The sequence below is a fragment of the Myceligenerans crystallogenes genome, from assembly GCF_039529775.1.
Taxonomy (GTDB): Bacteria; Actinomycetota; Actinomycetes; order Actinomycetales; family Cellulomonadaceae; genus Myceligenerans; species Myceligenerans crystallogenes.
Genome location: NZ_BAAANL010000008.1, coordinates 1 through 26129 on the forward strand (window position 1 = coordinate 1; position 26129 = coordinate 26129).

The following is a 26129-nucleotide window of genomic DNA, read 5'->3' on the forward strand; positions in this document are numbered from 1 at the left end:
GCGAGCGGGCGCCGGGCCCACCACAGGTGCAGCGTCGAGGGGTGGCCGTGCCGGATCGACTTCTCCCTTGCCGACTCCGCGTTGATCTCCTCCAGGGGGAGGCTGACCTCGATGAGCTTTCTGCGGAGCGGCGCCTGAGATGTCACATGCTCAATATATTGGGCCTTGCCTGGCGCGCGACGCGAGTTGGCTGGCCGCGACGGGTGAACTCCGTGAAGCTATGGCGAGTCCCTGCGCGATGCGCCGCCGCCGTCCCGTACCACAAATGCCCAATATGTTGTGCAGCGTTGCGGATCGGTAACGGCGAACGTCAGGTCGTGGCGGAATCGCACCTGGACCTGGACTGGTCGGCGTACGCGGAGGAGATCGGCCGCCGGGTCGCGGCGGTGCGGGAGCTGCGGAACGTGTCACAGACCGAGCTCGCCAACGTGGCAGGGCTCTCGCGCTCGATGCTGCAGAACATCGAACGGTCACGGTCGTCGCCGAAGGAGTCCGACGGCAACCCCTCGATCCGCAAGCTCTACGAGATCGCCCAGGCGCTCGGTGTCCCGGTCGGCGTGCTGCTGCCGGGAGGGGTTCCGCGGGCCGAGTACCGCTCTACCGCCGAGGCGTCGTGGAGCGAGCTCAAGGTGGAGCTCGCGGACGTCGTCGGGCGACATCCGCTCCCGGACGCCGTGCGGCCGAGTGACCGCGTGAGCTGAACCGTGCTGCAGCGGGCCTATGTCGGCGTGACGGACAACGCCTGGGCGGCGTTCCTGAGGGCGCGCACCGACCTCGACGTCGTGAACTTCTGGAAGCCCACACCCGCGGCGTCGTTCAACGCGATCCAGCCCGGCGAGCCGTTCTTGTTCAAGACCCACGCCCCGGACAACCGGCTCGTCGGGGGCGGCTTCCTGCTGTCGTACCGCGTGCTGACGGTCTCGGAGGCGTGGGAGTTCTTCGGTGAGGGCAACGGGGTCGCCTCCGAGGCGGCGTTGCGAGACGCGATCGTGCGTCACCGGCGGGACAAGGCGGAGCCGGTACGGACGGGCGAGGATCCCCTGATCGGGTGCCGCATCCTGGGCGGGGTGTTCTTCGCGCCTGACGGACGAACCCTTCCCGCGCCGTCGGACTTCGCCATGAACATCGTCTCGGGGAAGTCCTACGCGCTGACTCAGGGGGCCGAGATCACACGCGCCTTCGAGATGCTGCTCGGGACGTCGACGGGCGTGCGGCTGAGGGACGACGACGGAGCGCCGACCGTCGTCCCCGGCCCCGTTTTCCGGAGCACCCCGGACCTGGTGTGGAGCAGGGCGGGCCAGGGTGCGTTCCGAGCCGCCGTGACGGCGGCCTACCGGCGGACCTGCGCGCTGACCGGGAACCGCATCACGCCGGCGCTGGAGGCCGCGCACATCGTTCCGGTGTCGGCCGACGGGCAGAACCGTGTGGACAACGGGCTGTTGATGCGGTCGGACGTGCACCGGCTGTTCGACCTGGGATACATCGGGGTGGACCGGGCCTACCGGCTCCACGTGAGCCCGACCTTGCGTGAGGACACCGGCAACGGCGAGTGGTTCTACGCGCGGGCGGGGGAGCAGGTGCTGAGGTTGCCGGAGCGCAAGGCGGACAGGCCGAGCGGTGACGCGCTGGAGTGGCACATGGACACGCGGTTCCGGCGCCGGGCCGGCTGAAGCGGTGGCCGGTGGTTCGTCGGGTGGCGCGGCCAGGGCACTCAGGAACGTTCGGTTGACCAGGGTGAAGATTGTTTGCCAGGATCGCCCGCGTGATTGACGGCGATGACATCCCAGGTACGGCCGGCCGGAGCTGGTCGTGGCTCGCCGTCGCCATGGGTGTCGCGGCGGTCACGTGGCTCGCGATCACCGCGCTGCCGACGCATCTGGCCGGGCCGGGCGGTCTCGGCGCGGGGACGATCGTCACCGGGGCCGTGGCCGGTGGCGCGGCCGCCGGGTGCCTGGCGGGTCTGTTCCGGCGGCGGTGCGGGGGTGCGGGGAGAGCGGTCGCGGCCGTGGCGCTCGGGGTGCTTGTCACGGCTGCCGTGACCTTCGTGCTGCCCGGCGTCGGTCCGGTGGTGCCGTGGGGCGGCGGGACCACGATGCAGGTCGGGACGGGCGCGGTGATCCTGGTCGCGACGGTCGCCGGGTTCCTGCTCGCGCTGCTCGCGGTGTTCGGGCCCGTGTGGTGGCGGGCGTGCGCGCTGGCGGTGCCGGTCGTCTTCCTGCAGGACGCGCTCGACGCCGTCGTGCCTCCCGTGCCGGTGCTCGACATCGACTCGCAGTGGTTTGGCGCGGTGCTCCTCGGGGTGGCGCTCGGGGCGAGCGTGGGGCTCGAGAGGGTGTGGACCTGGGCGATGTGGGTGCCGGCGCTCACGCTGGTGTGGCTCGCGCAGTCGCTCGCGTACGCGATGGACGCGACCCTGCAGCAGCTTCGGGCGGCAGCCGGCTACCTGCGGGAGTACCCGACGGATCCGTTCATCGTCCTGGGGGATCACCTCGGCCATACTCTCGTCGACCCGGGGGAGCACGGGCCCCTCGCGATGTGGCTGATCGCGGTGCAGATGGGTGTCGCGGTCGCGGCCTGGCGGCTCCGGTCCCGGACCGATGCGGCCGAGGCGGCGCACGAGACCCTCGACACGGCGTCGTGACCGCCGCCGTCAGCACCCTTGCCGCCGAGAGCGCGGACGGCGGGTCCGGTGTGAAGGGTCAACCGATCGGTCGAGTCGAAGTTCGTCCGAACGGTTCTGTCGCCGACCGGGGCGTGCGCGGAAGCATGAGGGCATGCGAACAAAGAGAGCGCCGGTAGCCGTGGCGGCACCGGCGCGAGGTGAGGCGGCGGTCGCCGTGCGCGGGCTGCGCAAGACGTATCGAGCACGGCACGGCGGTACGGCGACGACGGCGGTCGACGGGCTCGATCTCGAGGTCGGGCGTGGCGAGATCTTCGCCGTGCTCGGGCCGAACGGTGCCGGGAAGACGACGACGGTCGAGATCCTGGAGGGCTTCCGGGACCGTGACGCCGGCGAGGTCTCGGTGCTGGGCGAGGATCCCGCGCGCGCCGGGCGGGCGTGGCGCGCCCGGATCGGTGTCGTGCAGCAGGACTCCCGGGACCTGGGCGAGCTGACGGTCGCCGAGCACGTGGGCGCGACGGCACGGTACTACCCGGCGCCGCGCGATCCGGCCGAGGTGATCGACGCCGTCGGCCTCGCGGAGCACGCCAGGAAGCGCGTGCGGGTGTTGTCCGGCGGCCAGCGGCGCCGGCTCGACGTGGCACTCGGGATCATCGGGCAGCCGGAGCTGCTGTTCCTCGACGAGCCCACCACGGGATTCGACCCGCAGGCCCGCCGCTCGTTCTGGGAGCTGGTGTCCGGGCTCCGTGACGGCGGCACCACGATCCTGCTCACCACGCACTACCTGGACGAGGCCGCGCACCTGGCGGACCGGGTCGCGGTGATCAACCGGGGAAGCGTTGTCGCGCTCGGAGCACCGGAAGAGCTGGGCGGCACCGAGGCGCGCACGCCACGGGTCAGCTGGCTGCACGACGGCGAGCGCCGCACCCTCCGCACGGACCAGCCCACGGCGGCGGTGACCCGCCTGCGGGACGAGCTCGACGTCCAGGGCGGCGAGATCCCGGGCCTCACCGTGACCCGCCCGACCCTTGAGGACGTCTACCTCGACCTCATCGGCAACGACACCACCAGCGAGGACCCACGATGACCGCCACCGAGACCACCGGTTCCGCACGGCCGGCCCCCGCGGCGGGCCCGGCCCGGCTGCCGAGCCCGTTCGCGCTCGGCCTGGTCCGGGCGCGCGTCGAACTGCTCGGCTTCCTGCGCGAACGCGACGCCGTCGTCTTCATCTTCGCCTACCCGCTGATCATGATGGCGATCTTCGCCGCGGTGTTCGGCGGCGAGGAGCAGGCGTTCGACATGGGGCCGGCCGCGGTCGGCATCGACTTCGCGCAGTACTTCCTGCCCGGCATGATCGCCACGGGCACCATGCTGTCGAGCTTCCAGACGGTGGCGATCTCCATCGCCGTCGAACGGGACGACGGCACGCTCAAACGCCTGCGCGCCACACCGCTGCCCGCCGTCTCCTACTTCCTCGGCAAGGTGTGGCAGGTTCTGCTCGTCTCGGTGGCACAGACCGCCGGCCTCGTCGCGCTCGCGGCGCTCGCGTTCGACGTGCCGTTGCCCGACGACGGGCGCTGGCTGACGTTCGCCTGGGTGTTCGTCCTCGGCACGGCCACCGGGACGGTCTGCGGCGTGGCGTTCTCGACCGTGCCGCGCTCGGGGCGGTCCGCGTCGGCCGTCGTGACCTCGGTGGTCCTGGTGCTGCAGTTCATCTCCGGGGTGTTCTTCGCGTTCCCCTCCCTGCCGGGCTGGATGCAGCAGATCGCCGCGCTCTTCCCCCTCAAGTGGATCGCCCAGGGCATGCGTTCGGTGTTCCTGCCCGATGCGTTCGCCGCGGTCGAACCCGCCGGGGAGTGGCAGCATCCCGCGATCGCCGCCACACTCGGGATCTGGCTGATCCTGGGACTCGTGATCGGCGTCCGGACGTTCCGCTGGCGGAGGCGCGATGACGGTTGACCAGCAGCACGACGACGCACCGCCGGCGCCGGGCGGCCCGTACGCGGGCTGGGCCCGGGTCGTGATCTGGTGGCACCTCGCCTTCTGGACGGTGCTCGGTCTCACCGCGGCCCAGATCGTCCTGGTCGGTGTGCGCGGTCTGGATCTCGCGGTGGCGTACGGGGCGCTCGCTGCGATGGGCCTCGCCTACCTCGTGTGGGGCCACCGTGCGGCGAGCGGACGGGATCAGACGAAGGCCTACCTGTACCTGGCGGTCTGCGTGATCGCGATCGGGATCGCCCTCACGCGGACCGGTGACGCCTCCTTCCTGCTGTTCGTGCTGTTCGCGCAGTGCTGGATGCTCCTGGACCGGCAGAGCGCGTCGATCGTGACCAGCGTGATCCTGGCCGGGTCGGTGGCCGCCGGGACGTTCACGAGGGTCGGCGTGAGCCGGGAGACCCTGCTCGTCATCCCCGCGCAGCTCGCGGTCGTGCTCGTGTTCGCCGTCGGACTCGGGATCTTCATGGGCTGGACCATGCGGCGCGGCGAGGAGCACGCGCGCCTGGTCGCCGAGTTGCGGACGGCGCAGGACGCCCTGGCGACGTTCCATCACACCGCCGGGGTCGAGGCCGAACGCGCCCGGATCGCCCGCGAGATCCACGACACGCTCGCGCAGGGCTTCATGAGCGTCGTCACCCAGACGCAGGCGGCCTCGGTGGCGCTCGGCAGGGACGACCTGGAGGTGGTCGGCGAACGGCTCTGGCTCATCGAGGACACCGCGCGTGACAACCTGGCCGAAGCCCGGGCACTGGTGGCGGCCTTCGCACCGGCGCCCCTCCAGGGCAGCTCGCTCGGCGAGGCCCTCACCCGCGCGGTCCGCCGGTTCGGCGCCGAGACCGACATCGAAGGCGTCCTGACCGTGGACGGCGCGCTCATGCTCCCGCCCTCGGCCGAGGTCGTGCTGCTGCGCGTCGCGCAGGAGGCGCTCGCGAACGTACGCCGGCACGCCGACGCGAGCCAGGTCGACGTCCGCCTGGTCGCCACCGCGCACACGGTCCGACTCGAGGTGTCCGACGACGGGCGCGGGCTGCCGGCCGATTTCGGGCCGGGATCGGAGGGGTTCGGCCTGGCCGGGATGAGGGAGCGCGTCACGAGCGCGGGCGGCCACCTGTCGATCGCGTCCCGGGACGGCGGCGGCACCACGCTGGCGGCCTCGCTGCCGCTCGCCGACGGGCACGGCACACCGGCCGGCGCGCCCGGACCCGGCACTCCCGCCGGACCCCGCGCTCTCGCCGACACAGGCATGCACGGCACATCCGCCGGTGCCGGCGGGTATGCCCTTGGCCCGCCCGCAGACCCGGGCGCAGACGGTGACCCGCCGGGTCCATCCACCCGCGCAGACACGAAGGAGACAGGATGATCCGGGTACTGGTGGTCGACGATCACCCCGTCGTGCGCTCCGGTCTGATCGGCATGCTCACCGCCGAGCCCGACCTCGACGTCGTCGGCGAGGCGGGCGACGGCGCGGAGGCCGTGGAGCTGGCCCGGGAGCTCACGCCGGACGTCGTCCTCATGGACCTGCGGATGCCCGTGCTCGACGGCGTCGCCGCGACCGAGCGGATCCTGCGTGCCGACTCGTCCCGCGTCGTCGTCCTCACCACCTACGACACGGACGCCGACATCCTGCTGGCCGTCGAGGCCGGGGCAACCGGCTATCTCCTCAAGGACTCGCCGCGCGAGGACCTCGTCGCCGGCGTCCGGGCGGCGGCCCGCGGCGAGGCGGCGCTCACGCCGAGCGTCGCGACCCGGCTGGTCTCCTCCGTGCGCACGGAGCGGCTCACCCGCCGTGAGCTGGAGGTGCTGCGGCTGGTCGCGAGCGGCCGGTCCAACGCGGGGATCGGCACGGCACTCTCCATCTCCGAGGCCACCGTCAAGACCCACCTGATCCGCATCTTCACCAAGCTCGGCGTCCAGGACCGCACGGCGGCGGTCACGACGGCGCGCTCCAGGGGCTGGATCGGGTGAGCAACGGTGGCCGGAAGCCGACGAACAATGGCCGGGATGCGCCGGCCAGGAGGGATACGGTGAAATCATGACTGCTGAAGTGAGCTCACGACGCGGTACCGCGATCACGTCCGCCGAGGACCTGGAGGGCATCGTCGGGGTCCCGCTGGCCACGACCCGGGACAAGACCCGGGCGGAACTCCACCCGCTGGACCGGGAGTTCCTCGCGGCGTCGTCCCTGTGCTTCCTGGCCACCGCCGAACCCGGCGGCCACCTCGACGTCTCCCCGAAGGGCGACCCGGCGGGATCGCTCGTCGTCGTGCTCGACGACCACACGATCGCCATTCCCGAGCGGCCCGGCAACCGCCGCGCGGACGGCTTCCACAACCTGCTCGCCGACCCGCGCGTCGGCCTGGAGTTCCTCGTCTCCGGCCGCGGCGACACCCTGCGGATCAACGGCACCGCGCGCATCGTCAGGGACGCGCCCTGGTTCGCCGACCTGCAGGTGCGCCGGCACGTCCCCGTCATCGGGATCGAGGTCGAGGTGGCGGAGGTCTTCTACCACTGCTCCAAGGCCCTCCTGCGCTCGAAGGCCTGGGAGCCGGACGCCTGGAACCCGGACGCCGCCCCGCGCCGCGCCGTCATCTCCAAGACCCTGGAGAAGAAGGACAAGACGATCGAGGAACTCGACGAGTACTACGGCCCGAAGTACGCGGAGTCGATCTACGGCTGACGCCGCAGGCGCGGGGTCTTCCGGCCGGCGCCGGCGAGGCGAGCCCTCTTGGCCGTCAGGCCAGGCGTCGGCCGTGCGAGCCCGGGCCGTGATCCTCAGGTGCCCGAAAGACGCACCGCTCGGAGCGGCATCATCCGTCCAGCGGTTCGTAGGCCCGGGTCGTGGGGACGTCGAGGACGTCCAGGGCGATCGCCAGGAACGACTGGGTCCCGACGACGAGGCACGCGCCGTCGGCCAGGCCGCGCGAGAGGGCCTCGCGAGCGGGGAGGACGTCGCCGTGCAGGGCCTCCGACCTCGCGAACGACAGGTAGTCGTCGGCGCGGGACGGGATCACCCGGGAGAAGTCGCGCAGTTCCGCGAAGCAGGCTTCCGCGTCCTTCGTGTCCGGGAAGCTCGCCACGACCGTCCCGAGGTCAGCGGTGTCGTACCCCAGTTCGGCGCGCCATGCCCGCCATGCGGCGACCGTCGCCCGCACCCCCTCCGGCGAGATCGCGCCGTCGAGCATGACCGGCCCGCCCGGCGTCGGAAGCCTGCTCATCCGCCCCGGCACGCGCACCGTGCGCAGCGCGGCGGCCACGTCCGCGTCGCCGAGCGACCAGCCCAGGCCGGCGGCGAGCGACCGCGCCGCCGCCTCGCCCGCCGTCGCGTTGAGCCGCGTCAGCGGTGGCAGCCCGGCCGGGGCGCACGACACCGACCCGGCGCCCACGGTCACCAGCTCCATGTCGAACTTCGCCGCGGTTTCCTCCACGAGCGCCGTCACGTCCGGGTCCTGCTCGACCGTCACGATGGTCCGCGTGCCGTGCCCCACGACGCCGAGCAGATCGCGGGCGACGTCGTCCAGCGTCGGCCCCAGCACGTCGCCGTGCTCGTAGAACACCTTCGTCACGGCCACCACCCGCGCGTCGAACAGGCTCACCTCGTCGGACCGCCCGCCCAGCCCTTCCTCCAGGACCAGCGCATCCGCGCCCCGCCGCGCGGCCCACGCCGCGCCGGTGATCGTGTACGCCCCGGTCGGCGACAGGTAACCGGAACCGTCGGGGACGACGACGCCCCGCGCCGCGTCCAGCCGCGCGGCCTCGGCGTCGTACTCCCCGGGCGAGATCGCCGCCCCGTCGAACCGCATGCGCTCGCGGTTGACCCGCAGGCCGGGCGAGGTGACCAGGCCGACCCGGGCGCGGCGCGGTGCTCCGGCGGCCCCTCGCGGCAGCAACGCCGCCGACAGGGCGGCGGCCGCGTGGATCGCCGTCGTCCCCTTGCCCTTCGAGCCGACGACGGCGAGGACCGGCGGCGTCCCGTCCCACGTCCCCAGCTCGGCGCCGACGGCGCGGGCCCGGCCGAGCGACCGGCGCTGCCCGGGAGCCTTCGCGGCCCACTCGGCGAAGAAGGCGTCGTCTGCGGGCAGGTGCTGAGCGGTCACACCCCTACGATGCCATCTTGTCGATCCACCTCTTGTCGACGCGGGGGTGCCGCGGTGGCCGCGGCATCCGCAGCCGGGCCAGCGCGAACAGGGTCATCACCGCGGCCGCGCCGCCGATCACCGGCCAGCGCGGGTCGTTGATCTGGTGGATCGCCAGCCCGAACCCCGCCACCGGCACCGCGAACTTGTAGAGGTTCGCCGTGAGGTAGGTCCGCATCCGCCGCCGCACCGTCACCACGGTGGACACCGGCGCGCCGAGCTGCGCCCGCAGGCGGACGGACAGCCGCACCACGTCCTGGGCCGACAGCTCGGCCGGGACATCGGGCCAGACCAGGTTGACCCGCTGCTGCCGCTTGGCGGCCTGGTCCGGGTTCAAGGGCTCCTCGTGCTCCTCGACCGCCCGCGCCACGGCCTCCCTGCCGCCCCAGCGCACGATGACCTCCATGCCCGGCGTGATCCCGATGCGGTCGAAGGCGCCCCGGCTGAGCGTGACGACCGACGTGCTGTCGTCGCCCGTGTGGGCCTGCAGGACGCGGGCCGAGAACTCGGGGGCGCCGAAGACGCGCCGCCACAGGCGTTCCGCCTGCTGGTCGGCGGCGGTGGCCGCGCGGCGCGGCGCCGGGGCGGCGTACGGCCGGTCGACGAGCGCACGCGGCGCGGAGACCAGGGCGAGATACCCGGGGGCGTCGGGCGCGGGCGCGGTCCCTGGCTCGGTCCGCACGGAGGTCAGCGTCCGGTGCGCGTGGTCGATCCGCACCGTACCGGGCCGGACGTGCTCCCGGGGCACCGCGGTGACCCACTCCGTGACGCCGTCCCGGACCAGGAGGTAGGCACCGGGCCGTGGGAAGTCCTGCCCGCTCACCTGCACCTCGTGCGGGCCGGGCAGGTCGTCGCCCAGGGCCGACACCATCCGCAGGCGGCGCATCGGCGGTATCACGACCTCGGCGCGATCGACGGCGGTGCCGAGCCCGGACCCGGCCGTGAGCGCCGCGACGGTCATCCGGGTGAGCCCGGCGCGCGCAGGCGGGAGCTCGCGCAGGCGGGACGGCACGCCCGCGGCGTCCGCTGCCCATGCCCAGGCGATCGTGCTGCGCCCGCCGGCGCGCACGGTGACCGGGACGGCGCCGTGTGCGCCGGGCAGCAGGCCCGGATGCAGCACCACCATCGGGACCCCGGCGAACATCGGGGCGAGCACGGTGTCCAGCCGATGCGTGACGGAACGAGGCGCGTCCTTTGCTGCGGCCGCGCCGGGCGCCGACAGCCCGGGGGACGAGACGGCCGCCTCCGCCTCGATCCCGGCGGCCAGCGCCGCCACCAGCCGCGCATCGGCGGACTCCGGCAGCCGCAGGTGCGCCCCGATCTCCGCCTGCACCGCCCGGATCCCGCGGGCCTGGGCGAACGCGGCGACCGTCGTCGGGCGCATCGCGTCGAACAGCGCGTTGCGCGTGACACGCAGGGGAGCGGCGTCCAGGGCGGCGAGCAGCCGCTCCGGGAGCGCGCCCTCGCCGCACCCGAGGTCGACGTCGAACCCGTCGCGGGTGCGCATGCCGTGCAGGTCGAGCACGACGCCGGGGGCGAGCTCCGCGAGCCGGTCCTTGAGCGGATGGGCGGCGTCGAAGTTGGCGTCGCCCGGCTCCGCGGCGAGCGAGCCGACCGCGACCAGCGCCCCGCACCCGGTGAGCTCCGCCAGCAGCAACGCCAGCCCGCCCGTCCCGCGATCCGCCCACTTGGCCGTTCCGTGCCGCGCATGATTCGTCGCGTGCACCGCGGTGACGACGAGCCCGGGCCGCGACGTCCCCGCGATCTCGACGATCCCGGGCGAGGGCTCCGTCAGCGACCGCCCGGGAAGCGCCTCGGGCCGGTCCCCGTCGTACCGCCGCGCGGCGAACGCCCGCTCCAGCGCCCGCCATCGTGCAGCGACGTCAATCGCTGGGGGGGGGGTATCGCTCATCGGCAGTTGTCCCCAGGCTCCTCGATCCGACCAGGTCGGACCAACCGTAACGCCTCACCCGCCCGGATCCCGGAAGAGCGGCCGCGATCCGCCCGCACCGTCGCGGACACATATCCTCGGTCCTGTGAACGACGCCTTCAAGACCGTCTCCCGCGAGATCTTCTCGCGGATGCCCGAGCACAAGATCGACCCCACGATGGCGCGCGTCGAGCGCGTCATGGAACTGCTCGGCGACCCCCAGCGGGCGTTCCGGACGGTGCACGTCACCGGGACGAACGGCAAGTCCTCGACCGCGCGCATGACCGAGGCCCTGGTCCGGGAGCACGGCCTGCGCACGGGGCTGTTCCTCAGCCCGCACCTCAGCTCCGTGACGGAGCGCATCCAGATCGACGGCGCGCCCCTCGACGAGGACCGCTTCGTCGAGGTCTTCGAGGACGTCGCGCCGTATATCGGCGTCGTCGACCGCGAGTCGGAGGCCGACGGCGGCCCGCCCCTGAGCTTCTTCGAGGTGCTCACGGTCATGGCGATCGCCGCGTTCGCGGACGCGCCCGTGGACGTCGCCGTCGTCGAGGTCGGCCTCGGCGGGCGGTGGGACTCCACGAACGTGGTCGACGGCGAGGTCGCCGTCATCGCGCCCGTCGCGATGGACCACGAGAAGTGGCTCGGACACACCATCCGCGACATCGCGATCGAGAAGGCGGGCATCATCAAGGACGGCGCCACGGCGGTCGTCGCCGCCCAGCGCGAGGAGGCCGACGCCGAGATCCGTGCGCGCGCCGAGCAGACCGGCTCCCGCCTCCTGAGGGAGGGCGTCGAGCTGGAGGTGGCCGGGCGGCAGCTCGCCGTCGGCGGCCAGCTGGTCGCCTTCCGCACCCAGGCGGCCCTGTACACCGACGTCTACCTGCCCCTGCACGGCGAGCACCAGGCGCACAACGCGCTGCTGGCGCTCGCGGCGACCGAGGTCCTGCTCGGCGGCGGCCGGGCGCTCGACGGCGGCGTCGTCGAGGCCGGCTTCGCGGGCGTCACCAGCCCCGGGCGCCTGGAGGTGGTGCGGTCCAGCCCCGCCATGATTGTCGACGTGGCGCACAACCCGGCGGGCGCCGAGGCCATGGTCAGCGCCCTGGAGGAGGCGTTCGACCTCGACCACGTGGTGGGCGTGCTGGCGGTCATGGCCGACAAGGACGTGGAGGGCCTCCTGTCGGTCCTCGAGCCGGTCCTTGCCCAGCTGGTGGTCACGCGCAACAGCAACGACCGCTCGATGCCCGCCGAGGACCTCGCCGAGCTGGCCCGGGAGGTCTTCGGCGAGGACCGCGTGCGCCTCGCCCCGGACCTGCCCGAGGCGCTGCAGGTGGCGACGAATCTCGCCGAGCAGGCCGACCCGACGGGCGGGGGCACCGGGACCGCGGTCCTGATCACGGGTTCGGTGGTCACGGTCGCCGACGCCCGCTCCCTCCTGGTGTCCCGGCGCTGACCAGGGCCAGGCACTGACCAGGGCCCGGCGCTGACCAGGGCCAGGCGCCCGATCCGGCCGCTGCCGCTATGGTTCACGCACGGATGGGGGAGGATGGGTATGTCGCCAAGGAGGGTGGTTCCGTGAAGAAGCTGCTCAATGACCCAGCGAACGCCGTCGCCGATTCACTCGCCGGCTTCGCCCTCGCGCACGCCGACATCATCCAGGTGCACCACGACCCCGCCTACGTCACGCGGGTCGGTGGCGCCACGACCGGCAAGGTCGGCCTGGTCAGCGGGGGTGGCGCCGGCCACGAACCGCTGCACACGGGGTTCGTCGGGGACGGGATGCTCGACGTCGCCGTCCCCGGCGCCGTGTTCACCTCGCCCACGCCCGATCAGATCCTGCCCGCGCTCCAGGCCGCCGACGGCGGCGCGGGCGTGCTCGCGATCGTCAAGAACTACACCGGCGACGTGCTCAACTTCGACCTCGCCGTCGAGCTCGCCGAGACCGAGGGCCTCGACGTCGCCACGGTGCTCGTGAACGACGACGTCGCCGTGGAGGACTCGACCTACACGGCCGGCCGCCGGGGCGTGGCCGGGACGCTCTGCGTGGAGAAGATCGCGGGCGCGGCCGCCCAGCAGGGCGGTGACCTGGCCGACGTCACCGGCGTCGCGCACCGCGTCGTGGACAACGTGCGGTCGATGGGCGTCGCGGTCACCGCCTGCACCGTGCCGCACGTCGGCGCGCCGAGCTTCGACCTGCCCGGGGACCAGCTGGAGATCGGCATCGGCATCCACGGCGAACCCGGGCGCCGCCGCGTCAAGGCGGTCCCGGCCGACGAGGTCACGCAGATGCTGCTCGACCCCGTGGCCGACGACCTCGAGCTGTCCGCGGGCGAGCGCGTGTTGCTGTTCGTCAACGGTATGGGCGGAACCCCGGCCTCGGAGCTCTACGTGGTCTATGGTCGAGCGCGGCGCCTGCTCGAACAGCGGGGGGTCACGGTCGCTCGCTCGCTGGTGGGCAGCTACGTCACCTCCCTGGAGATGCAGGGCGCGTCGGTCACGGTGCTGCGGCTGGACGACGAGCTCGCGGCGCTGTGGGACGCGCCCGTGCACACGGCGGCGCTGCGCTGGTGAGGCGCCGGCGCGCAGCCGGAACGGGTGAAGGTACTTGACGAGCGAGCCGGCCTGCGGGCCGGCGGGAGGCACGCGAGGTGATGCTGCGGTGACGCTGGATGCTGACTGGGCGGAACGGTGGATCCGGCGCACCGCCGACACCGTGGCCGGCCGCCGCGACGAGCTGACCGAGCTGGACCGGCAGATCGGCGACGGCGACCACGGCGAGAACCTCGTGCGCGGGTTCCGTGCCGTGGTGGCCAAGCTGGACGCCCGTGACGGTCAGGACGGCGCGACGGAGGCCGCGGGCCCGCGGCTCGTCGGCGACGTCCTCAAGCTCACCGCGACGACCCTCATGTCCACGGTGGGCGGGGCGTCCGGGCCGCTGTACGGGACGGCTTTCCTGCGTGCCGCCAAGGTCACCGGGCGCGAGTCCATCGACACCCGCGCGGTCGTGGCGATGCTCGAGTCCGCGCTCGAGGGCATCACCGTGCGCGGCAAGGCGACGCCGGGCGAGAAGACGATGGTCGACGCCTGGACGCCCGCCGTCGACGCCGCCGCGCAGGCCGCGAGCGAGGGCGGCGACGAGGCCGCCGTCCTGCGGGCCGCGGCAGCGGCCGCCGCCGCCGGGGCGACCGCGACCATCCCCCTGGTGGCGACCAAGGGAAGGGCCTCCTACCTGGGAGAACGTAGCGCCGGCCACGAGGACCCGGGCGCCCGTTCGACCGCTCTCCTGCTTGGGGCAGCGGTGGAAGCGCTCGCGGAGCGGTCAGCATGAGCGTCGCGATCGTCCTCGTGTCCCACTCGGCGGCGGTGGCACAGGGCCTCGCCGAGCTCGCCGGGCAGATGGCGCCGGACGTCATGCTCGTCCCGGCCGGTGGCCTGCCCGGGGGCGGCCTCGGCAGCTCGTTCGACGACGTCGCCGCCGCGCTGCGCAAGGCCGCGGAGGCGTCCGACGCCGTCGTCGTCCTGGCCGACCTGGGATCCTCCGTGCTCACCGTCGAGTCCGCCCTGGAGGTGGACGAGGAACTCGCGGCGTCGGTGGTGCACGCGCCGGGGCCGTTCGTCGAGGGCGCGGTGGCGGCCGCGGTCGCCGCGCACGGCGGGGCGGACGCCGACGGGGTCGCCGCCGCGGTCCGCGACGCGGGGCTGACCTTCGCCGCGGCGGCGGGTGCGCCGTCGTCGTCGGACACGACGTCGCGGCCGGACGACGGCGCCGCGGCGGACGGCGAGGACGTGGTGACGACCACCGCCACCCTGCGCAACCCGCTCGGCCTGCACGCGCGGCCTGCCGCGCTCGTGTCCCGCAAGGTCGCGGAACTCGGCGCGTCGGTGCAGGTCGACGGCGTGGACGCGTCCAGCGTGCTGCAGCTCATGGCGCTCGGCGCGACCCAGGGCCGCGAGCTGACGATCACCGTGCGCGGACCCGGCGCCGCCTCGGCCGCGAGAACGCTGGCCGAGATGATCGGCTCCGGCTTCGGCGAGGCATGACGGCCCGCGAGCCCGGTCAGCGCGAGCGGAACAAGCGCGCCCGCCGGGGTGCCATCATCGACGCCGCGCAGCGCCTCGTGCGCGAGCACGGGTACGACGCCGTCACCACGGGCCGGATCGCGGCCGAGGCGGGGGTCTCGGCGCGCACCTTCTTCAACTACTTCGAGTCGAAGGACCAGGCGGTCGTCGGGATCTCGCCCGGCGCCGTCGTCCTCGACCCCGGGACCTCGCGGGAGTTCGCCGCCGGGGGGCCCACCGGGCACCTGCTCACCGATCTGGGCGAGCTGCTGGGCGGGATGCTCGACCACCTCGGCGACGACCCGGCCCGGGTGATGACCGCCGTCGAGCTCGTCCGGCGGGAGCCGACGCTGCTGGAGCACCACCAGGACGCCGTCGAGCGGCATCGCACCGAGCTGATCGGTCTGTTCGAGGCGCGGTGCGAGGCGGCTCCCGGGACACCTCATCCGGACACGCTGCTGGCGCTCACGGGCGCGCTCGCGCAGGCGACGACGCTGGCCTGGGCCCGCTCCGGCGGGACGGAACCGATCCGGGCCCACCTCGGCCGGGCGGCGGCCGAGCTGCGGGGCGCCCTGTCCCCGGCGCCCCGGTCGCCGGGGACGTCGTCGGGAGAGCAGGGCGACCGGGCGTCGTCAAGCGGCGAAGGTCACGCTCACGGCGGTTTCGCGCGGGGATAGGGTGGGGGCGTGACGAAGGATCAGCCTGACGAACGGCCCGTGCCGAAGGATCTGCCGCGGGCCGGGGACCGGATCAAGGCCCGGCCGTCGGCGCTGGTGCAGTTCACCTCCACCGTGCTCGCCTGCGAGGCGGTGCTCGTGCTGTTCGTGACGCTCGCCGCGTTCGGGCTGCGCGGGCTGGGCTACGAGCGCGGGCCGCTGCAGTCCGACTCGCCCGCGGTCGTGTGGGGCGTGGGCGGCGGGATCGCGCTGGTCCTGCTGGTGCTCTCGCGGCTGACGAAGCGGCCCGTGGGCATCGTGGGCGGGACGCTCGGGCAGGTGCTGGTCCTCGCGACCGGCCTCGTGGTGCCGCTCGCGACGCTGGTCAACGTGGTGTTCGTGGCGCTGTGGGTGATGGCGCTGCGGCTCGGCTCCCGCGTGGACCGCGAGCGGGCCGCGTACGACGCCGCGCATCCGGAGACGGCGCCCAACATCTGACGAGCGGGACTCGGACCGGCCGTCGCCTGTGACGTGGGTGGCACCGGGCCGTCGTCGGGCCCGGGTGTCGGATCCGGCCGTTACGCTGGCGTCATGACCGAGAACGTCACCGAAGAACCGACCGAGCGCACCCTCGTCCTGGTCAAGCCCGACGGCGTGCGCCGGGGCCTGTCCGGCGAGATCCTGCGCCGCATCGAGGCCAAGGGCTACGTGCTGCGGGCCGTGCAGCTGCTGGACGCGACCACGGACGTGCTGCACCGGCACTACGCCGAGCACGAGGGCAAGCCGTTCTTCGAGCCGCTGGTGGAGTTCATGATGTCGGGCCCGGTGCTGGCCGCCGTGGTCGAGGGCGAGGACGTCATCAAGGGCTTCCGCTCGCTGGCGGGCGCGACGAACCCGACCGAGGCCGCGCCCGGCACGATCCGCGGCGACCTCGGCCGCGACTGGGGCCTGAAGGTGCAGCAGAACCTCGTGCACGGCAGCGACTCGCCCGAGTCGGCGGCCCGCGAGATCGGCCTCTGGTTCCCCGGCCTGGCCTGACGGCCCGACGTCTGGCCTGACGGCCCGGCGCCGGGACAGGTGGCCGGCGTCGCGGCAGGTGGGGCGGCGACACCCTGGGTGACCTCGGCGTGCCGTAGGTGAAGCGCGGCAGCCGTTAAGGTTTCCGGGTGCACCTCAAGACGCTCACGCTCAAGGGATTCAAGTCCTTCGCGTCGGCGACAACGCTCAACCTCGAGCCGGGCATCACCTGCGTGGTGGGCCCCAACGGCTCGGGCAAGTCGAACGTCGTCGACGCGCTCTCCTGGGTGATGGGCGAGCAGGGGGCGAAGTCCCTGCGTGGCGGCAAGATGGACGACGTCATCTTCGCCGGGACCTCCGGCCGCGCCCCGCTCGGGCGCGCCGAGGTCAGCCTGACAATCGACAACACCGACGGCGCGCTGCCGATCGACTACACCGAGGTCACCATCAGCCGGACGTTGTTCCGCACCGGCGGCTCGGAGTACGCGATCAACGGCAGCTCCTGCCGGCTGCTGGACATCCAGGAGCTGCTGAGCGACTCCGGCATCGGCCGCGAGATGCACGTCGTGGTGGGGCAGGGCCAGCTCGACGCCGTGTTGCGCGCGACGCCGGAGGAGCGGCGCGGCTTCATCGAGGAGGCGGCGGGCGTCCTCAAGCACCGCAAGCGCAAGGAGAAGGCGCTCCGCAAGCTCGACCAGATGCAGGGCAACCTGGCGCGGCTCGCGGACCTCACCGCCGAGCTGCGCCGCCAGCTCGGGCCGCTGGGCCGCCAGGCCGAGGCGGCGCGCAAGGCGCAGACCGTCCAGCGCGACCTGCGCGACGCCCGCGCCCGCCTGCTCGCGGACGACATAGCCCAGATCCAGGCCCAGATCGAGGCGGACCTCGAGAGCGAGACATCGCTGCGCCGCCGCCAGGCGGAGGCCGAGGCCGGGCTCGCGGAGGCCCGCGCGGCCCTGGCCCAGCTCGAGCAGGTCGCGTCGTCGTCGTCCACCGAGGTGAGCCGCGCGGGCGACGCGCTGTTCGCGCTCTCCCAGACGCGCGAGCGGCTGCGCTCGCTGCAGTCGCTGGCCGACGAGCGCGCCCGGCTGCTCGGCGCCGCGCAGGAGGCGCACCACCAGGGGCAGGATCCGGACGACCTCGACGCGCAGGCCGCGCGGGCCCGGGCGAGCGAGGAGGAACTGACCTCCGAGGTCGAGATCGCCGCCGAGGCGGTGGCCGAGGCCGTGGAGCTGCGCGCCGAGGCGGAGTCCGCCGCCCATGACGCCGAGCAGGCGCTCGCCGCCCTCCTGCGTACCGCGGCCGACCGCCGCGAGGGCATGGCCCGGCTGGCGGGCCAGGTCGCGGCGCGGCGCAGCCGGGTGGAGGCGGCCGAGGCCGAGCTGACCCGCCTGCGCGACGCGGTCTTCGAGGCCGAGCACCGTGCCGAGGAGTCGGGCCTGCAGTTCACGGCCCTGGAATCCGAGGTGTCCGGCGTCGGCGAGGGCGAGCCCGGCCTCGACGTGGCGCACGAGGCCGCGGTGGCGAACCTGGAGCTGGCCCGCGGTACGGTCGAGCGGCTCGCCACCGAGAAGACGGGCGCGGAGAAGGAGCGCGGCGCCGCCGGCGCGAAGGTCGAGGCGCTGGAGCTGAGCCTGGACCGCAAGGACGGCGCGGGCACGCTGCTGGCCGCGAACCAGCCGGGCGTGCTCGGCTCGGTCGCGGCGCTGCTGGGCGTCGAGCCCGGTTTCGAGGACGCGGTCGCCGCCGCGCTCGGCCCGCTGGCCGACGCCGTCGCGGTCTCCGGGCTCGACGCGGCCGTGGACGCGCTGCGGCTCCTGCGCGACGAGGACGCGGGGCGCGCGAGCCTGCTGGTCGGATCGTCGGGCGGTTCGCCGGCCGTTCCCGGCCACGACGACGCCCGCCGGGCCGGGGTCACGCTGCCCGACGGCGTCCGGTGGGCGGCGGACGTCGTCCATGTGGCCGGACCTGCCGCGGCCGGGCTGCGGACCGTGCTGCGCGACGTCGTCGTCGTCGACGACCTGGCGCGGGCGCGCGCGTTCGTGCGGGAGCGGCCCGAGCTCGTGGCCGCCACCCGGGCCGGTGACCTGCTCGGCGGGACGCGGGCGTGGGGCGGCTCGGCCGCCGCGCCGAGCGTGCTGCACCTGCAGGCCGCGCTCGACGAGGCCAAGGCCGCGCGCGACGACGCCGCCGGGCGCCAGGAGGACCTCGAGGCCCGGCTCGTGGTGGCACGTGCCGAGCTGGCGACCGCCGCCCAGCGGCACGACGAGACGCTCGCGCGGCTCAACGAGTCCGACGCCGCGATGACCGCGGCCGCGGAGCAGCTCGGGTCGCTGCGGGCGTCCGCCCGGTCCGCCCGCGAGGAGGCCGAGCGGCACCGCTCCGCGCTGGAACAGGCGATGGCCCGCCGCGAGGAGGACGAGATCGAGCTCGCCGCCCTGGTCGAGCGGCTCGATGCGGCCGAGGAGGAGCCCGAGCGGGCCGCCGGGTCCCAGGACGAGGCCCAGGCCGCCAGGGACCGGGCCGCGGCCGCTGCGACCGAGGCGCGCGCCCGGGAGACCGAGGTGCGGCTCGCGCTGCGCACCGCCGAGGAGCGTGCGCGCGCGGTCTCCGGCCGGGCGCAGGCCCTGGCGGCCGCCGCGCAGCAGGAACGCGAGGCCCGGGCCGCCGCCGCGGAACGAGCCGCCGCCCGGCAGCGGGACGCGGCGCGTGCCGTCGTCGTGCGGCAGGCCGCCGCTGTCGCCCTGGAACGGATCGGCCGGTCGCTGCAGCGCGCCGAGCAGGACAAGGCCGCGGCCGAGGAGGCGCGGGCCGCCGGGAACGCGGAGCTGGTCGCGGTGCGGGGCACCGTCGAGTCGCTCACGGCCGAGCTGCGGGAGCTGACCGACGTCGCGCACAAGGACGAGGTCGCGCGGACGCAGCAGCGGCTGCGCCTCGAACAGCTCGAGGGGCGGGCGATCGGCGAGCTCGGCACCGACCCCGCCAAGCTCGTGGAGGAGTTCGGCCCGCACCAGCCCATCCCCGTGTACGAGGGTGACGTGCCCCTGCGGCGCCGGAAGCGCCGCCCCGTCGTCGAACGCGACGACGAGGGGAACCCGATCCGGTACGAGGGGGACCCGAAGCTGCCGCGCGGTGCCGCCGCGCGGGCGGAGGCGATCCAGCTGCGCGCGGCCGCGCTGCGGGAGTTCGGGCTGGACCCGGCCGATCCGGAGGCGGCGAAGATCGTGCAGGAGGTCGCGGGGACGGAGCCCGCCGATCCGGAGGAGCAGGCGGCGGAGGCGGGCGAGGGCTCGGGCGACGACGCCGAGGGCGGCGCCGCAGGGCGTGCCGCCGGGCCGCGCCTGCCCGAGCCGGACCGGATGGTCCCCTACGTGCGCGAGGAGCAGGAGGCGCGCCTGGCCCGGGCCGAGAAGGCGCTGTCCCGGCTCGGCGCCGTGAACCCGCTGGCGCTGGAGGAGTTCGCGGCGCTGGAGGAGCGGCACCAGTTCCTGGAGACCCAGCTGGCGGACCTGAAGAAGTCGCGCGAGGACCTGCTGCAGATCGTGGCGGACATCGACGAGCGCGTGCAGCAGGTGTTCGCCGAGGCGTTCCAGGACACGGCCGACAAGTTCCTGGAGATCTTCCCGCGGCTGTTCCCGGGCGGCGAGGGCCGGATCACGCTCACGGACCCCTCGGACCTGCTCGCCACCGGTATCGAGGTGGAGGCGCGGCCCGCGGGCAAGAAGGTCAAGCGGCTGAGCCTGCTGTCCGGCGGCGAGCGGTCGCTGGCCGCCGTGGCGTTCCTCGTGTCGATCTTCAAGGCGCGGCCCAGCCCGTTCTACATCATGGACGAGGTCGAGGCGGCGCTCGACGACGTGAACCTGGGCCGCCTGATCGAGATCTTCAAGGAGCTGCAGCGCGACTCCCAGCTCATCGTGATCACCCACCAGAAGCGCACGATGGAGGTGGCGGACGCGCTCTACGGCGTGACCATGCGCGGCGACGGCGTCACGACCGTGATCTCGCAGCGGATGGGGGAGCGGGAGACCGCCGATGTGTGAGGTCCGCATATCACTTCGCTGTGAAGAGATTGAGCGGGTTGTGGTGTAGTGGGCGCCCACGGCGCGTCATCGGGCGCGACCCGCGGGATTTCAGGGGAGACTAGGGCCATGTGGTGGTCGATTCTTCTTCTCGCCGTCTGCCTGCTGCTGGCCGCAGGAGTCTTCCTGGTGGCCAACGTCATGGACGCGGCCGAGGGGAATCGTCGTACCGACTCGTTCGGGAGCCGGTTCACGGCCGGCTTGCACCGGGTGGCCGGCGGCGGCTGGCCGAAGCAGAGCGGCAGGGTCCGGGGCGCGTCCGCCGTCGCCGTGCACGCCGTCGGGGCGCCCTCGGTGTGGGTCGGCAAGCCCGGCGTGATCCGTGGCGCCAAGGGCGACGACCGCCCGGTGGACATGGAGATGTCCGAGTTCTTCGAGGCGACCGTCGAGGACAAGCCCGGTTACCTGGACGCGGAGGAGATGGCCGACCTGCTCGGCAAGGCGCGTGAGCAGGCCACCAAGGCCGTCAACGTGCCGATCCAGACGGTCCGCCCGGTCCTGAGCGACCCGCGGGCGCTGCAGAACCTTGTCCCCCGGCCGCTGCGCGGCGGAGCCGGCGGGCCCAAGGAGGACGAGCCCGCGTGACGACCTCGGGTCTGGGAGAATCCAAGGCGTGATGGAGCTTCCCTGGATCGAGATCATTGCCGGGCTGGTCGTCGTCGCGGGCGGCGGTGGCGTCGTCGGGTGGATCGCCAGCCGCCGCAGGCAGCGCGACGCCGATGACACGGGCGGTGCCGCGGGCGGCGTCGGGACGCTCGAGCGGCCCGAGAGCGACGGCGCCTCGCAGGAGGCGGCCGGGCGCACGTCGGGGACCGCCGTCATCCGGGAACCCGGGGATGCCGGAGCCGCGGTCGAGGACCGGCCCGTCGCCGAGACGCCCGGCGCGCCCGCGGCGGAGCCCGCGCCCGGTGAGCCCACCGTCGAGGAGGCACGGACCGCCCCGCCCCTGGAGAAGCCCGCCCCCGTGGCCGGGCGCCTGGTGCGGCTGCGGGACCGCCTCGCCCGCTCCGGTTCGCCGCTCGGCTCGCGCCTGCTCGCCGTGCTGTCCCGGGACTCCCTCACCGAGAACGACTGGGACGACCTCGAGGAGGAACTGCTCCTGGCCGACATCGGCATGGACCCCGCCACCGAGCTGCTCGGGGCGCTCCGCACCCGGGTGCGGGTGCTCGGGGTGCGCGAGCCGTCGGCGGTGCGGGAGCTGCTGCGCGAGGAACTCGTCGCGCTCGTCGACAACGACGCCGCCGGCAGGCCGATGGACCGCTCGCTGCGGCTGGAGCCCGCGGACCAGGAGGGCACGCGACTGCCCGCCGTCGTCCTGGTCGTCGGCGTCAACGGCACGGGCAAGACGACGACGGTCGGCAAGCTCGCCCGCGTGCTGGTGGCCGAGGACAAGTCCGTGGTGCTGGGCGCGGCCGACACGTTCCGCGCCGCCGCCGCCGATCAGCTCACCACGTGGGGCTCACGGGTCGGCGTCGAGACGGTGCGCTCGGACAAGGAGGGCGCGGACCCGGCGTCGGTCGCGTTCGACGCGGTGGCACGCGGCCGTGACGAGAAGGCGGACGTCGTGCTCGTCGACACGGCGGGGCGCCTGCAGAACAAGGCCGGGCTCATGGACGAGCTGGGCAAGATCGTGCGCGTCACCTCCAAGGTCGCCGCGCCCAGCGAGGTGCTGCTGGTGCTCGACGCCACCACGGGCCAGAACGGCCTGACGCAGGCGCGCGTCTTCGCCGAGGTCGCGGGCGTCACGGGCATCGTGCTGACGAAGCTGGACGGCACCGCCAAGGGCGGCATCGTCGTCCAGGTGCAGCGGGAGCTCGGCGTGCCGGTCAAGCTCATCGGGCTGGGCGAGGGGCCGGACGACCTGGCGCCGTTCGAGGCGGGCGAGTTCGTGGACGGGATCCTGGGCTGAGCCGCGTGATCCTGGCCGGGTCACACGCACATTTCCGCGCTATCACGATTCCGTCACGATGTGCCGGGAAATTTCGGTCACGTCGGCGATGAAATCAAGTGTTTACACGCATTCGCACTGTGTCACATGTCCGTAACACCAGGGCCCGCCCGGTGTAACGACTCTTCGCGACGGTGGGGCCCTGACCAGCCACCCCCGGCTGGCGTGGAGAGAGGCAAACACATGGAGTTCGAGCTGAACCCGGGCAACACTGCCTGGTTGCTCACCGCCTCCTCGCTCGTGCTGCTGATGACGCCTGGTCTGGCGTTCTTCTACGGCGGCATGGTGCGCGGGAAGAGCGTCCTGAACATGATGATGATGAGCTTCAGCGCCATCGGCGTGGTGGGCATCATCTGGGCGGTCTACGGTTACGGCCTGGCTTTCGGCGCGGACACGGCGGGTGGTTTCATCGGCAACCCGGCCGACGCGCTGTTCCTCAAGCTGGACGACGGGGAATGGTGGGGCGCTGCGGACACGGGCGTACCGGCCCTCGTTTTCGCCGGCTTCCAGGCGACCTTCGCCATCATCACGGTGGCCCTCATCTCCGGCGCCATCGCCGACCGCGTCAAGTTCGTCACCTGGCTGACGTTCGCGGTGCTCTGGGTGACGCTGGTGTACACCCCGGTCGCGCACTGGGTCTGGGGCGGCGGCATCCTGGCTGCCGGGCCCATCGTGGACGCCCTCTCCCTCCCGATCGACTTCGCCGGCGGCACCGTGGTGCACATCAACGCCGGTGCCGCGGGCCTGGCGCTCGCCCTGGTGATCGGCAAGCGCAAGGGCTTCGGCACCGAGCCGATGCGCCCGCACAACCTGCCGTTCGTCATGCTCGGCGCGGGCCTGCTGTGGTTCGGCTGGTTCGGCTTCAACGCCGGCTCCGAGCTGGCCGCCGACGGCACGGCCGGCCGCGCCTGGGTCAACACGCTCCTGGCGACCTGCGTCGCGATGCTCGCCTGGATGGCCACGGAGAAGCTGCGTGACGGCTCGCCCACCTCGCTGGGTGCCGCCTCCGGCGTCGTCGCCGGCCTCGTCGCCATCACGCCGGCCGCCGGCACCGTGCAGACCGAGGGCGCGCTCGTCATCGGCCTCGTCGCCGGTGTGCTCTGCGCCCTGGCCGTCGGCCTGAAGTTCAAGTTCGGGTTCGACGACTCGCTCGACGTCGTCGGCGTCCACCTGGTTGGCGGTCTCGTCGGCACGGTGCTCATCGGCTTCTTCGCGACCAACGGCGAGTACGGCTCGTTCTACTTCGAGGGCTCGCTCAACGGCCTCTTCTACGGCGGCGGCGCCATCCAGCTCGTCACGCAGGTCGTCGCGGCGCTCATCGCGGTCGTGTACTCGTTCGTCCTGACGTACGGGATCGGCCTGCTGCTCAAGGTCACCCTCGGCTGGCGCGTCACCGAGCAGGAGGAGGTCGACGGGATCGACCTCGCCGAGCACGGCGAGACCGCGTACGAGGCCAACTCCACCATCGCCGAGGTGCGCTGACCCTGGCCGGTGGGTTCCACGGAACCTACTGTTAGCAGCAGCATGAGACTCAAGGAGGAACGCGCATGAAGCTCGTCACGGGAATCATCCAGCCGCACCGGCTCGACGACGTGAAGTCGGCACTCGAGGCCGCCGGTGTCCGCGGGATGACCGTCTCCGAGGCCAGCGGCTACGGCCGTCAGAAGGGCCACACCGAGGTCTACCGCGGTGCGGAGTACACGGTCGACCTGGTGCCGAAGGTCCGCATCGAGGTGCTCGTGTCCGACGAGGACGTCACCGCGGTGACGGACGCCATCGTCGGCGCGGCGCAGACCGGCAAGATCGGCGACGGGAAGGTGTGGGTGGTCTCGGTCGACGACGTCGCCCGCGTCCGCACCGGCGAGCACGGCGACGCCGCGCTCTGACGCCGGCGTCTTGACCGATCACCCCACGGAGGCCTCGCATCCCATCGGCGGGATGCGGGGCCTCCGCGACGAACTGCTCAAGATCGCCGACGACGCCACGGGCCCCGGCCACTCCGGCGCCGCTCGCCGGGCCGCGCTCGTCGGGCACGTCACCGAGCGCCTCACGGCGCTCTTCGAGCACGCGACGGCCGAGGTCGCGCCGGACGGCATCGCCCTGGCCGCCGTCGGCAGCCTCGGCCGCGGCGACCTGGGCCCGCTGAGCGACCTCGACCTGGTCCTCGTGCACGACGGGCGCACCCACTCCGACGCCGACCTCGCCCGGGTGGCCGAGCGGCTGTGGTACCCGCTGTGGGACTCGGGCGTGGACCTCGACCACTCGGTGCGCTCGCTGGCGCAGTGCCGCAAGGTCGCCTCCGGCGATCTCAAGGCCGCCGTGTCCTGGCTGGACGTGCACGCGCTGGCCGGGGACACCGCCGTCGTCCATCGCGCCGCGACCGGGGTCCTGACGGACTGGCGGGACGCCGCCCGGCGTCGTCTGCCCGAACTGCTCGGGAGCGTGCGCGAGCGCGCCGAGCGGTCCGGCGAGCTCGCCTACCTCATCGAGCCGGACCTCAAGGAGGCCCGCGGCGGCATCCGCGACGCCGTCGTCCTCACCGCGCTCGCCGCCACCTGGCTCACCGACCGCCCGCACGGCGCCGTCGACGACGCCTACGCCCACCTGCTCGACGTGCGCGACGTGCTGCAGGTCACCGCGCGCCGCCGCACCACCCGCCTGCTGCTCGCGGATCTCGAGGAGGTCGCCGGGCGCTGCGGGTACGACGACGGCGACGAGCTCCTGGCGAGCCTGGCCGCCGTGGGCCGCGAGGTGAGCTACGCGCTGGACTCGACCGTGCGGCGCGCCCGCAAGGCCCTGGAGCGGCGGCCGATCGGCAAGCCGTTCATCGTGCGCGGCAAGCGCAAGCCGCCGCAGCTGCGGCAGGTCGCGGACGGCCTCGTGGAGCACGACGGCGAGCTGGTGCTCGCGGTGGGCGCGCGTCCGTCGTCGGACCCCTTGATGTCGCTGCGTGCGGCCGCGACGGCGGCGCGGACCGGGCTGCTCCTGTCGCCCGTCACCATCGACTCGCTGCGCCGGTGCCCGCCGCTGCCCGAGCCGTGGCCGCCGGCCGCGCGCGCCCACCTGCTCACCCTCCTGGCGGCGGGCAGCGCGCAGGTGCCGGTGTGGGAGGAACTGGACCTGGCCGGGGTCGTGACCTCGTGGATCCCCGAGTGGGCCGACGTGCGCAACCGGCCCCAGCGTGCGGCCGTCCACCGGCACACGGTGGACCGGCACCTGGTGGAGGTCGCCCGCCTCGCCGCCCGGCTGCGCCGCGGGGCGACCTTCGGCGACGCCGGGACCGGCGCCGGGCAGAACGGCGGCGACGTGCTGCTGCTCTCGGCGATCCTGCACGACATCGGCAAGGTCCGCGGCGCCGCGGATCACTCGGCCGAGGGCGCGGCCCGCACCCCCGCGATCCTGCGGCGCATGGGTTTCGACCACGCCCTGACCGAGGACGTGACACGCATGGTCCGGCACCACCTCGTCCTCTCGGAGCTGGCGGTGGGCGGCGACCCCGACGACCCCGCGACGGTGACGGCGCTGCTCGACGCCGTCGGACACCGCGCGGACCTCCTGGACGTCCTGCGTCTGCTCACGGAGGCGGACACCACGTCGCTGGGGCCGAAGCACTGGACCCCGTGGCGCGCCAGCCTGGTCGACGCGCTGACCCGCAAGGCCCGCGCGGCCCTCCGCGAGAGGTAGTTCGCGCA

The 26129-nt window shown here is 73.7% G+C and carries 24 protein-coding genes; 21 read left to right on the forward strand and 3 right to left on the reverse strand.

All coding sequences use genetic code 11. The annotated features are described in order from the left end of the window. Positions 1–146 (reverse strand): DUF1156 domain-containing protein (locus ABD208_RS20480; protein WP_425561129.1); only part of this gene is annotated, 146 nt, incomplete at its 3' end. Positions 147–317: 171 nt separating this feature from the next. Here ABD208_RS20480 and ABD208_RS17225 point away from each other — a divergent pair. From ABD208_RS17225 to ABD208_RS17260, 8 genes are all read left to right on the forward strand, one after another. Continuing rightward, entirely contained in the window at positions 318–701 is a 384-nt protein-coding gene (locus ABD208_RS17225) for a helix-turn-helix domain-containing protein (RefSeq protein WP_344105310.1), read from the forward strand. 27 nt (positions 702–728) lie between these two features. Then, positions 729–1670, forward strand: coding sequence for an HNH endonuclease (locus tag ABD208_RS17230; protein WP_344105312.1), 942 nt, complete (start codon positions 729–731; stop codon positions 1668–1670). 92 nt (positions 1671–1762) lie between these two features. Then, entirely contained in the window at positions 1763–2641 is an 879-nt protein-coding gene (locus ABD208_RS17235; protein ID WP_344105315.1) for a hypothetical protein, read from the forward strand. A 133-nt stretch (positions 2642–2774) separates the two neighbouring features. After that, positions 2775–3707: an ABC transporter ATP-binding protein gene (locus ABD208_RS17240; RefSeq protein WP_344105317.1), complete on the forward strand. Its 933-nt coding sequence runs from the start codon at positions 2775–2777 to the stop codon at positions 3705–3707. Then, on the forward strand, positions 3704–4579 hold the full coding sequence (locus ABD208_RS17245; protein ID WP_344105319.1) for an ABC transporter permease: 876 nt from the start codon (positions 3704–3706) through the stop codon (positions 4577–4579). The genes ABD208_RS17240 and ABD208_RS17245 overlap by 4 nt, the downstream gene beginning before the upstream one ends. Next, positions 4569–5978: a sensor histidine kinase gene (locus ABD208_RS17250; RefSeq protein ID WP_344105321.1), complete on the forward strand. Its 1410-nt coding sequence runs from the start codon at positions 4569–4571 to the stop codon at positions 5976–5978. The genes ABD208_RS17245 and ABD208_RS17250 overlap by 11 nt, the downstream gene beginning before the upstream one ends. Then, on the forward strand, positions 5975–6583 hold the full coding sequence (locus ABD208_RS17255; RefSeq protein WP_344105323.1) for a response regulator: 609 nt from the start codon (positions 5975–5977) through the stop codon (positions 6581–6583). Before ABD208_RS17250 ends, ABD208_RS17255 begins: the two co-directional genes overlap by 4 nt. A 67-nt stretch (positions 6584–6650) precedes the next feature. Next, the gene (locus ABD208_RS17260) at positions 6651–7295 is read left to right on the forward strand and encodes an MSMEG_1061 family FMN-dependent PPOX-type flavoprotein (RefSeq protein ID WP_344105325.1); all 645 of its coding nucleotides are present in this window, start codon (positions 6651–6653) and stop codon (positions 7293–7295) included. A 130-nt stretch (positions 7296–7425) separates the two neighbouring features. On the opposite strand, the gene ABD208_RS17265 is transcribed toward ABD208_RS17260, so the two are convergent. Together ABD208_RS17265 and ABD208_RS17270 are read right to left on the reverse strand one after the other, a co-directional pair. Next, positions 7426–8712, reverse strand: coding sequence for a folylpolyglutamate synthase/dihydrofolate synthase family protein (locus ABD208_RS17265; protein WP_344105328.1), 1287 nt, complete (start codon positions 8710–8712; stop codon positions 7426–7428). A gap of 4 nt (positions 8713–8716) precedes the next feature. Further along, a complete protein-coding gene (locus tag ABD208_RS17270; RefSeq protein WP_344105330.1) occupies positions 8717–10663 on the reverse strand; it encodes a hypothetical protein in 1947 nt (648 codons plus the stop codon). Between the two features lie 124 nt (positions 10664–10787). Between ABD208_RS17270 and ABD208_RS17275 the strand changes: the two genes are divergently transcribed. From ABD208_RS17275 to ABD208_RS17335, 13 genes are all read left to right on the forward strand, one after another. Then, a complete protein-coding gene (locus tag ABD208_RS17275) occupies positions 10788–12134 on the forward strand; it encodes a bifunctional folylpolyglutamate synthase/dihydrofolate synthase (RefSeq protein ID WP_425561124.1) in 1347 nt (448 codons plus the stop codon). A 122-nt stretch (positions 12135–12256) separates the two neighbouring features. Next, a complete protein-coding gene (gene dhaK / locus ABD208_RS17280) occupies positions 12257–13252 on the forward strand; it encodes a dihydroxyacetone kinase subunit DhaK (protein WP_344105333.1) in 996 nt (331 codons plus the stop codon). Positions 13253–13340: 88 nt separating this feature from the next. Beyond that, positions 13341–14009, forward strand: coding sequence for a dihydroxyacetone kinase subunit DhaL (dhaL, locus tag ABD208_RS17285; RefSeq protein WP_344105335.1), 669 nt, complete (start codon positions 13341–13343; stop codon positions 14007–14009). After that, positions 14006–14722, forward strand: coding sequence for a dihydroxyacetone kinase phosphoryl donor subunit DhaM (gene dhaM, locus ABD208_RS17290; protein ID WP_344105337.1), 717 nt, complete (start codon positions 14006–14008; stop codon positions 14720–14722). Before dhaL ends, dhaM begins: the two co-directional genes overlap by 4 nt. Beyond that, complete coding sequence (locus tag ABD208_RS17295) at positions 14719–15417, forward strand: TetR/AcrR family transcriptional regulator (RefSeq protein ID WP_344105339.1); 699 nt, start codon at positions 14719–14721, stop codon at positions 15415–15417. Before dhaM ends, ABD208_RS17295 begins: the two co-directional genes overlap by 4 nt. Before the next feature lie 9 nt (positions 15418–15426). Next, a complete protein-coding gene (locus ABD208_RS17300; RefSeq protein ID WP_344105341.1) occupies positions 15427–15894 on the forward strand; it encodes a DUF4233 domain-containing protein in 468 nt (155 codons plus the stop codon). 93 nt (positions 15895–15987) lie between these two features. Next, on the forward strand, positions 15988–16434 hold the full coding sequence (gene ndk, locus ABD208_RS17305; protein ID WP_344105344.1) for a nucleoside-diphosphate kinase: 447 nt from the start codon (positions 15988–15990) through the stop codon (positions 16432–16434). Positions 16435–16562: 128 nt separating this feature from the next. Continuing rightward, positions 16563–20450 (forward strand): chromosome segregation protein SMC, encoded by a 3888-nt coding sequence (gene smc / locus ABD208_RS17310; RefSeq protein WP_344105347.1) that lies wholly within the window; start codon positions 16563–16565, stop codon positions 20448–20450. Between the two features lie 108 nt (positions 20451–20558). Continuing rightward, the gene (locus ABD208_RS17315) at positions 20559–21074 is read left to right on the forward strand and encodes a hypothetical protein (RefSeq protein WP_344105349.1); all 516 of its coding nucleotides are present in this window, start codon (positions 20559–20561) and stop codon (positions 21072–21074) included. A 31-nt stretch (positions 21075–21105) separates the two neighbouring features. Next, the gene (ftsY, locus tag ABD208_RS17320) at positions 21106–22398 is read left to right on the forward strand and encodes a signal recognition particle-docking protein FtsY (RefSeq protein WP_344105740.1); all 1293 of its coding nucleotides are present in this window, start codon (positions 21106–21108) and stop codon (positions 22396–22398) included. A gap of 222 nt (positions 22399–22620) precedes the next feature. Next, positions 22621–23919 carry an ammonium transporter gene (locus ABD208_RS17325; RefSeq protein ID WP_344105351.1) on the forward strand — a complete coding sequence of 433 codons (1299 nt, stop codon included), beginning with the start codon at positions 22621–22623 and terminating at the stop codon, positions 23917–23919. 65 nt (positions 23920–23984) lie between these two features. Then, the gene (locus tag ABD208_RS17330) at positions 23985–24323 is read left to right on the forward strand and encodes a P-II family nitrogen regulator (protein WP_344105353.1); all 339 of its coding nucleotides are present in this window, start codon (positions 23985–23987) and stop codon (positions 24321–24323) included. A gap of 52 nt (positions 24324–24375) precedes the next feature. After that, positions 24376–26121: a [protein-PII] uridylyltransferase family protein gene (locus tag ABD208_RS17335; protein WP_344105355.1), complete on the forward strand. Its 1746-nt coding sequence runs from the start codon at positions 24376–24378 to the stop codon at positions 26119–26121. Positions 26122–26129 lie beyond the last annotated feature (8 nt).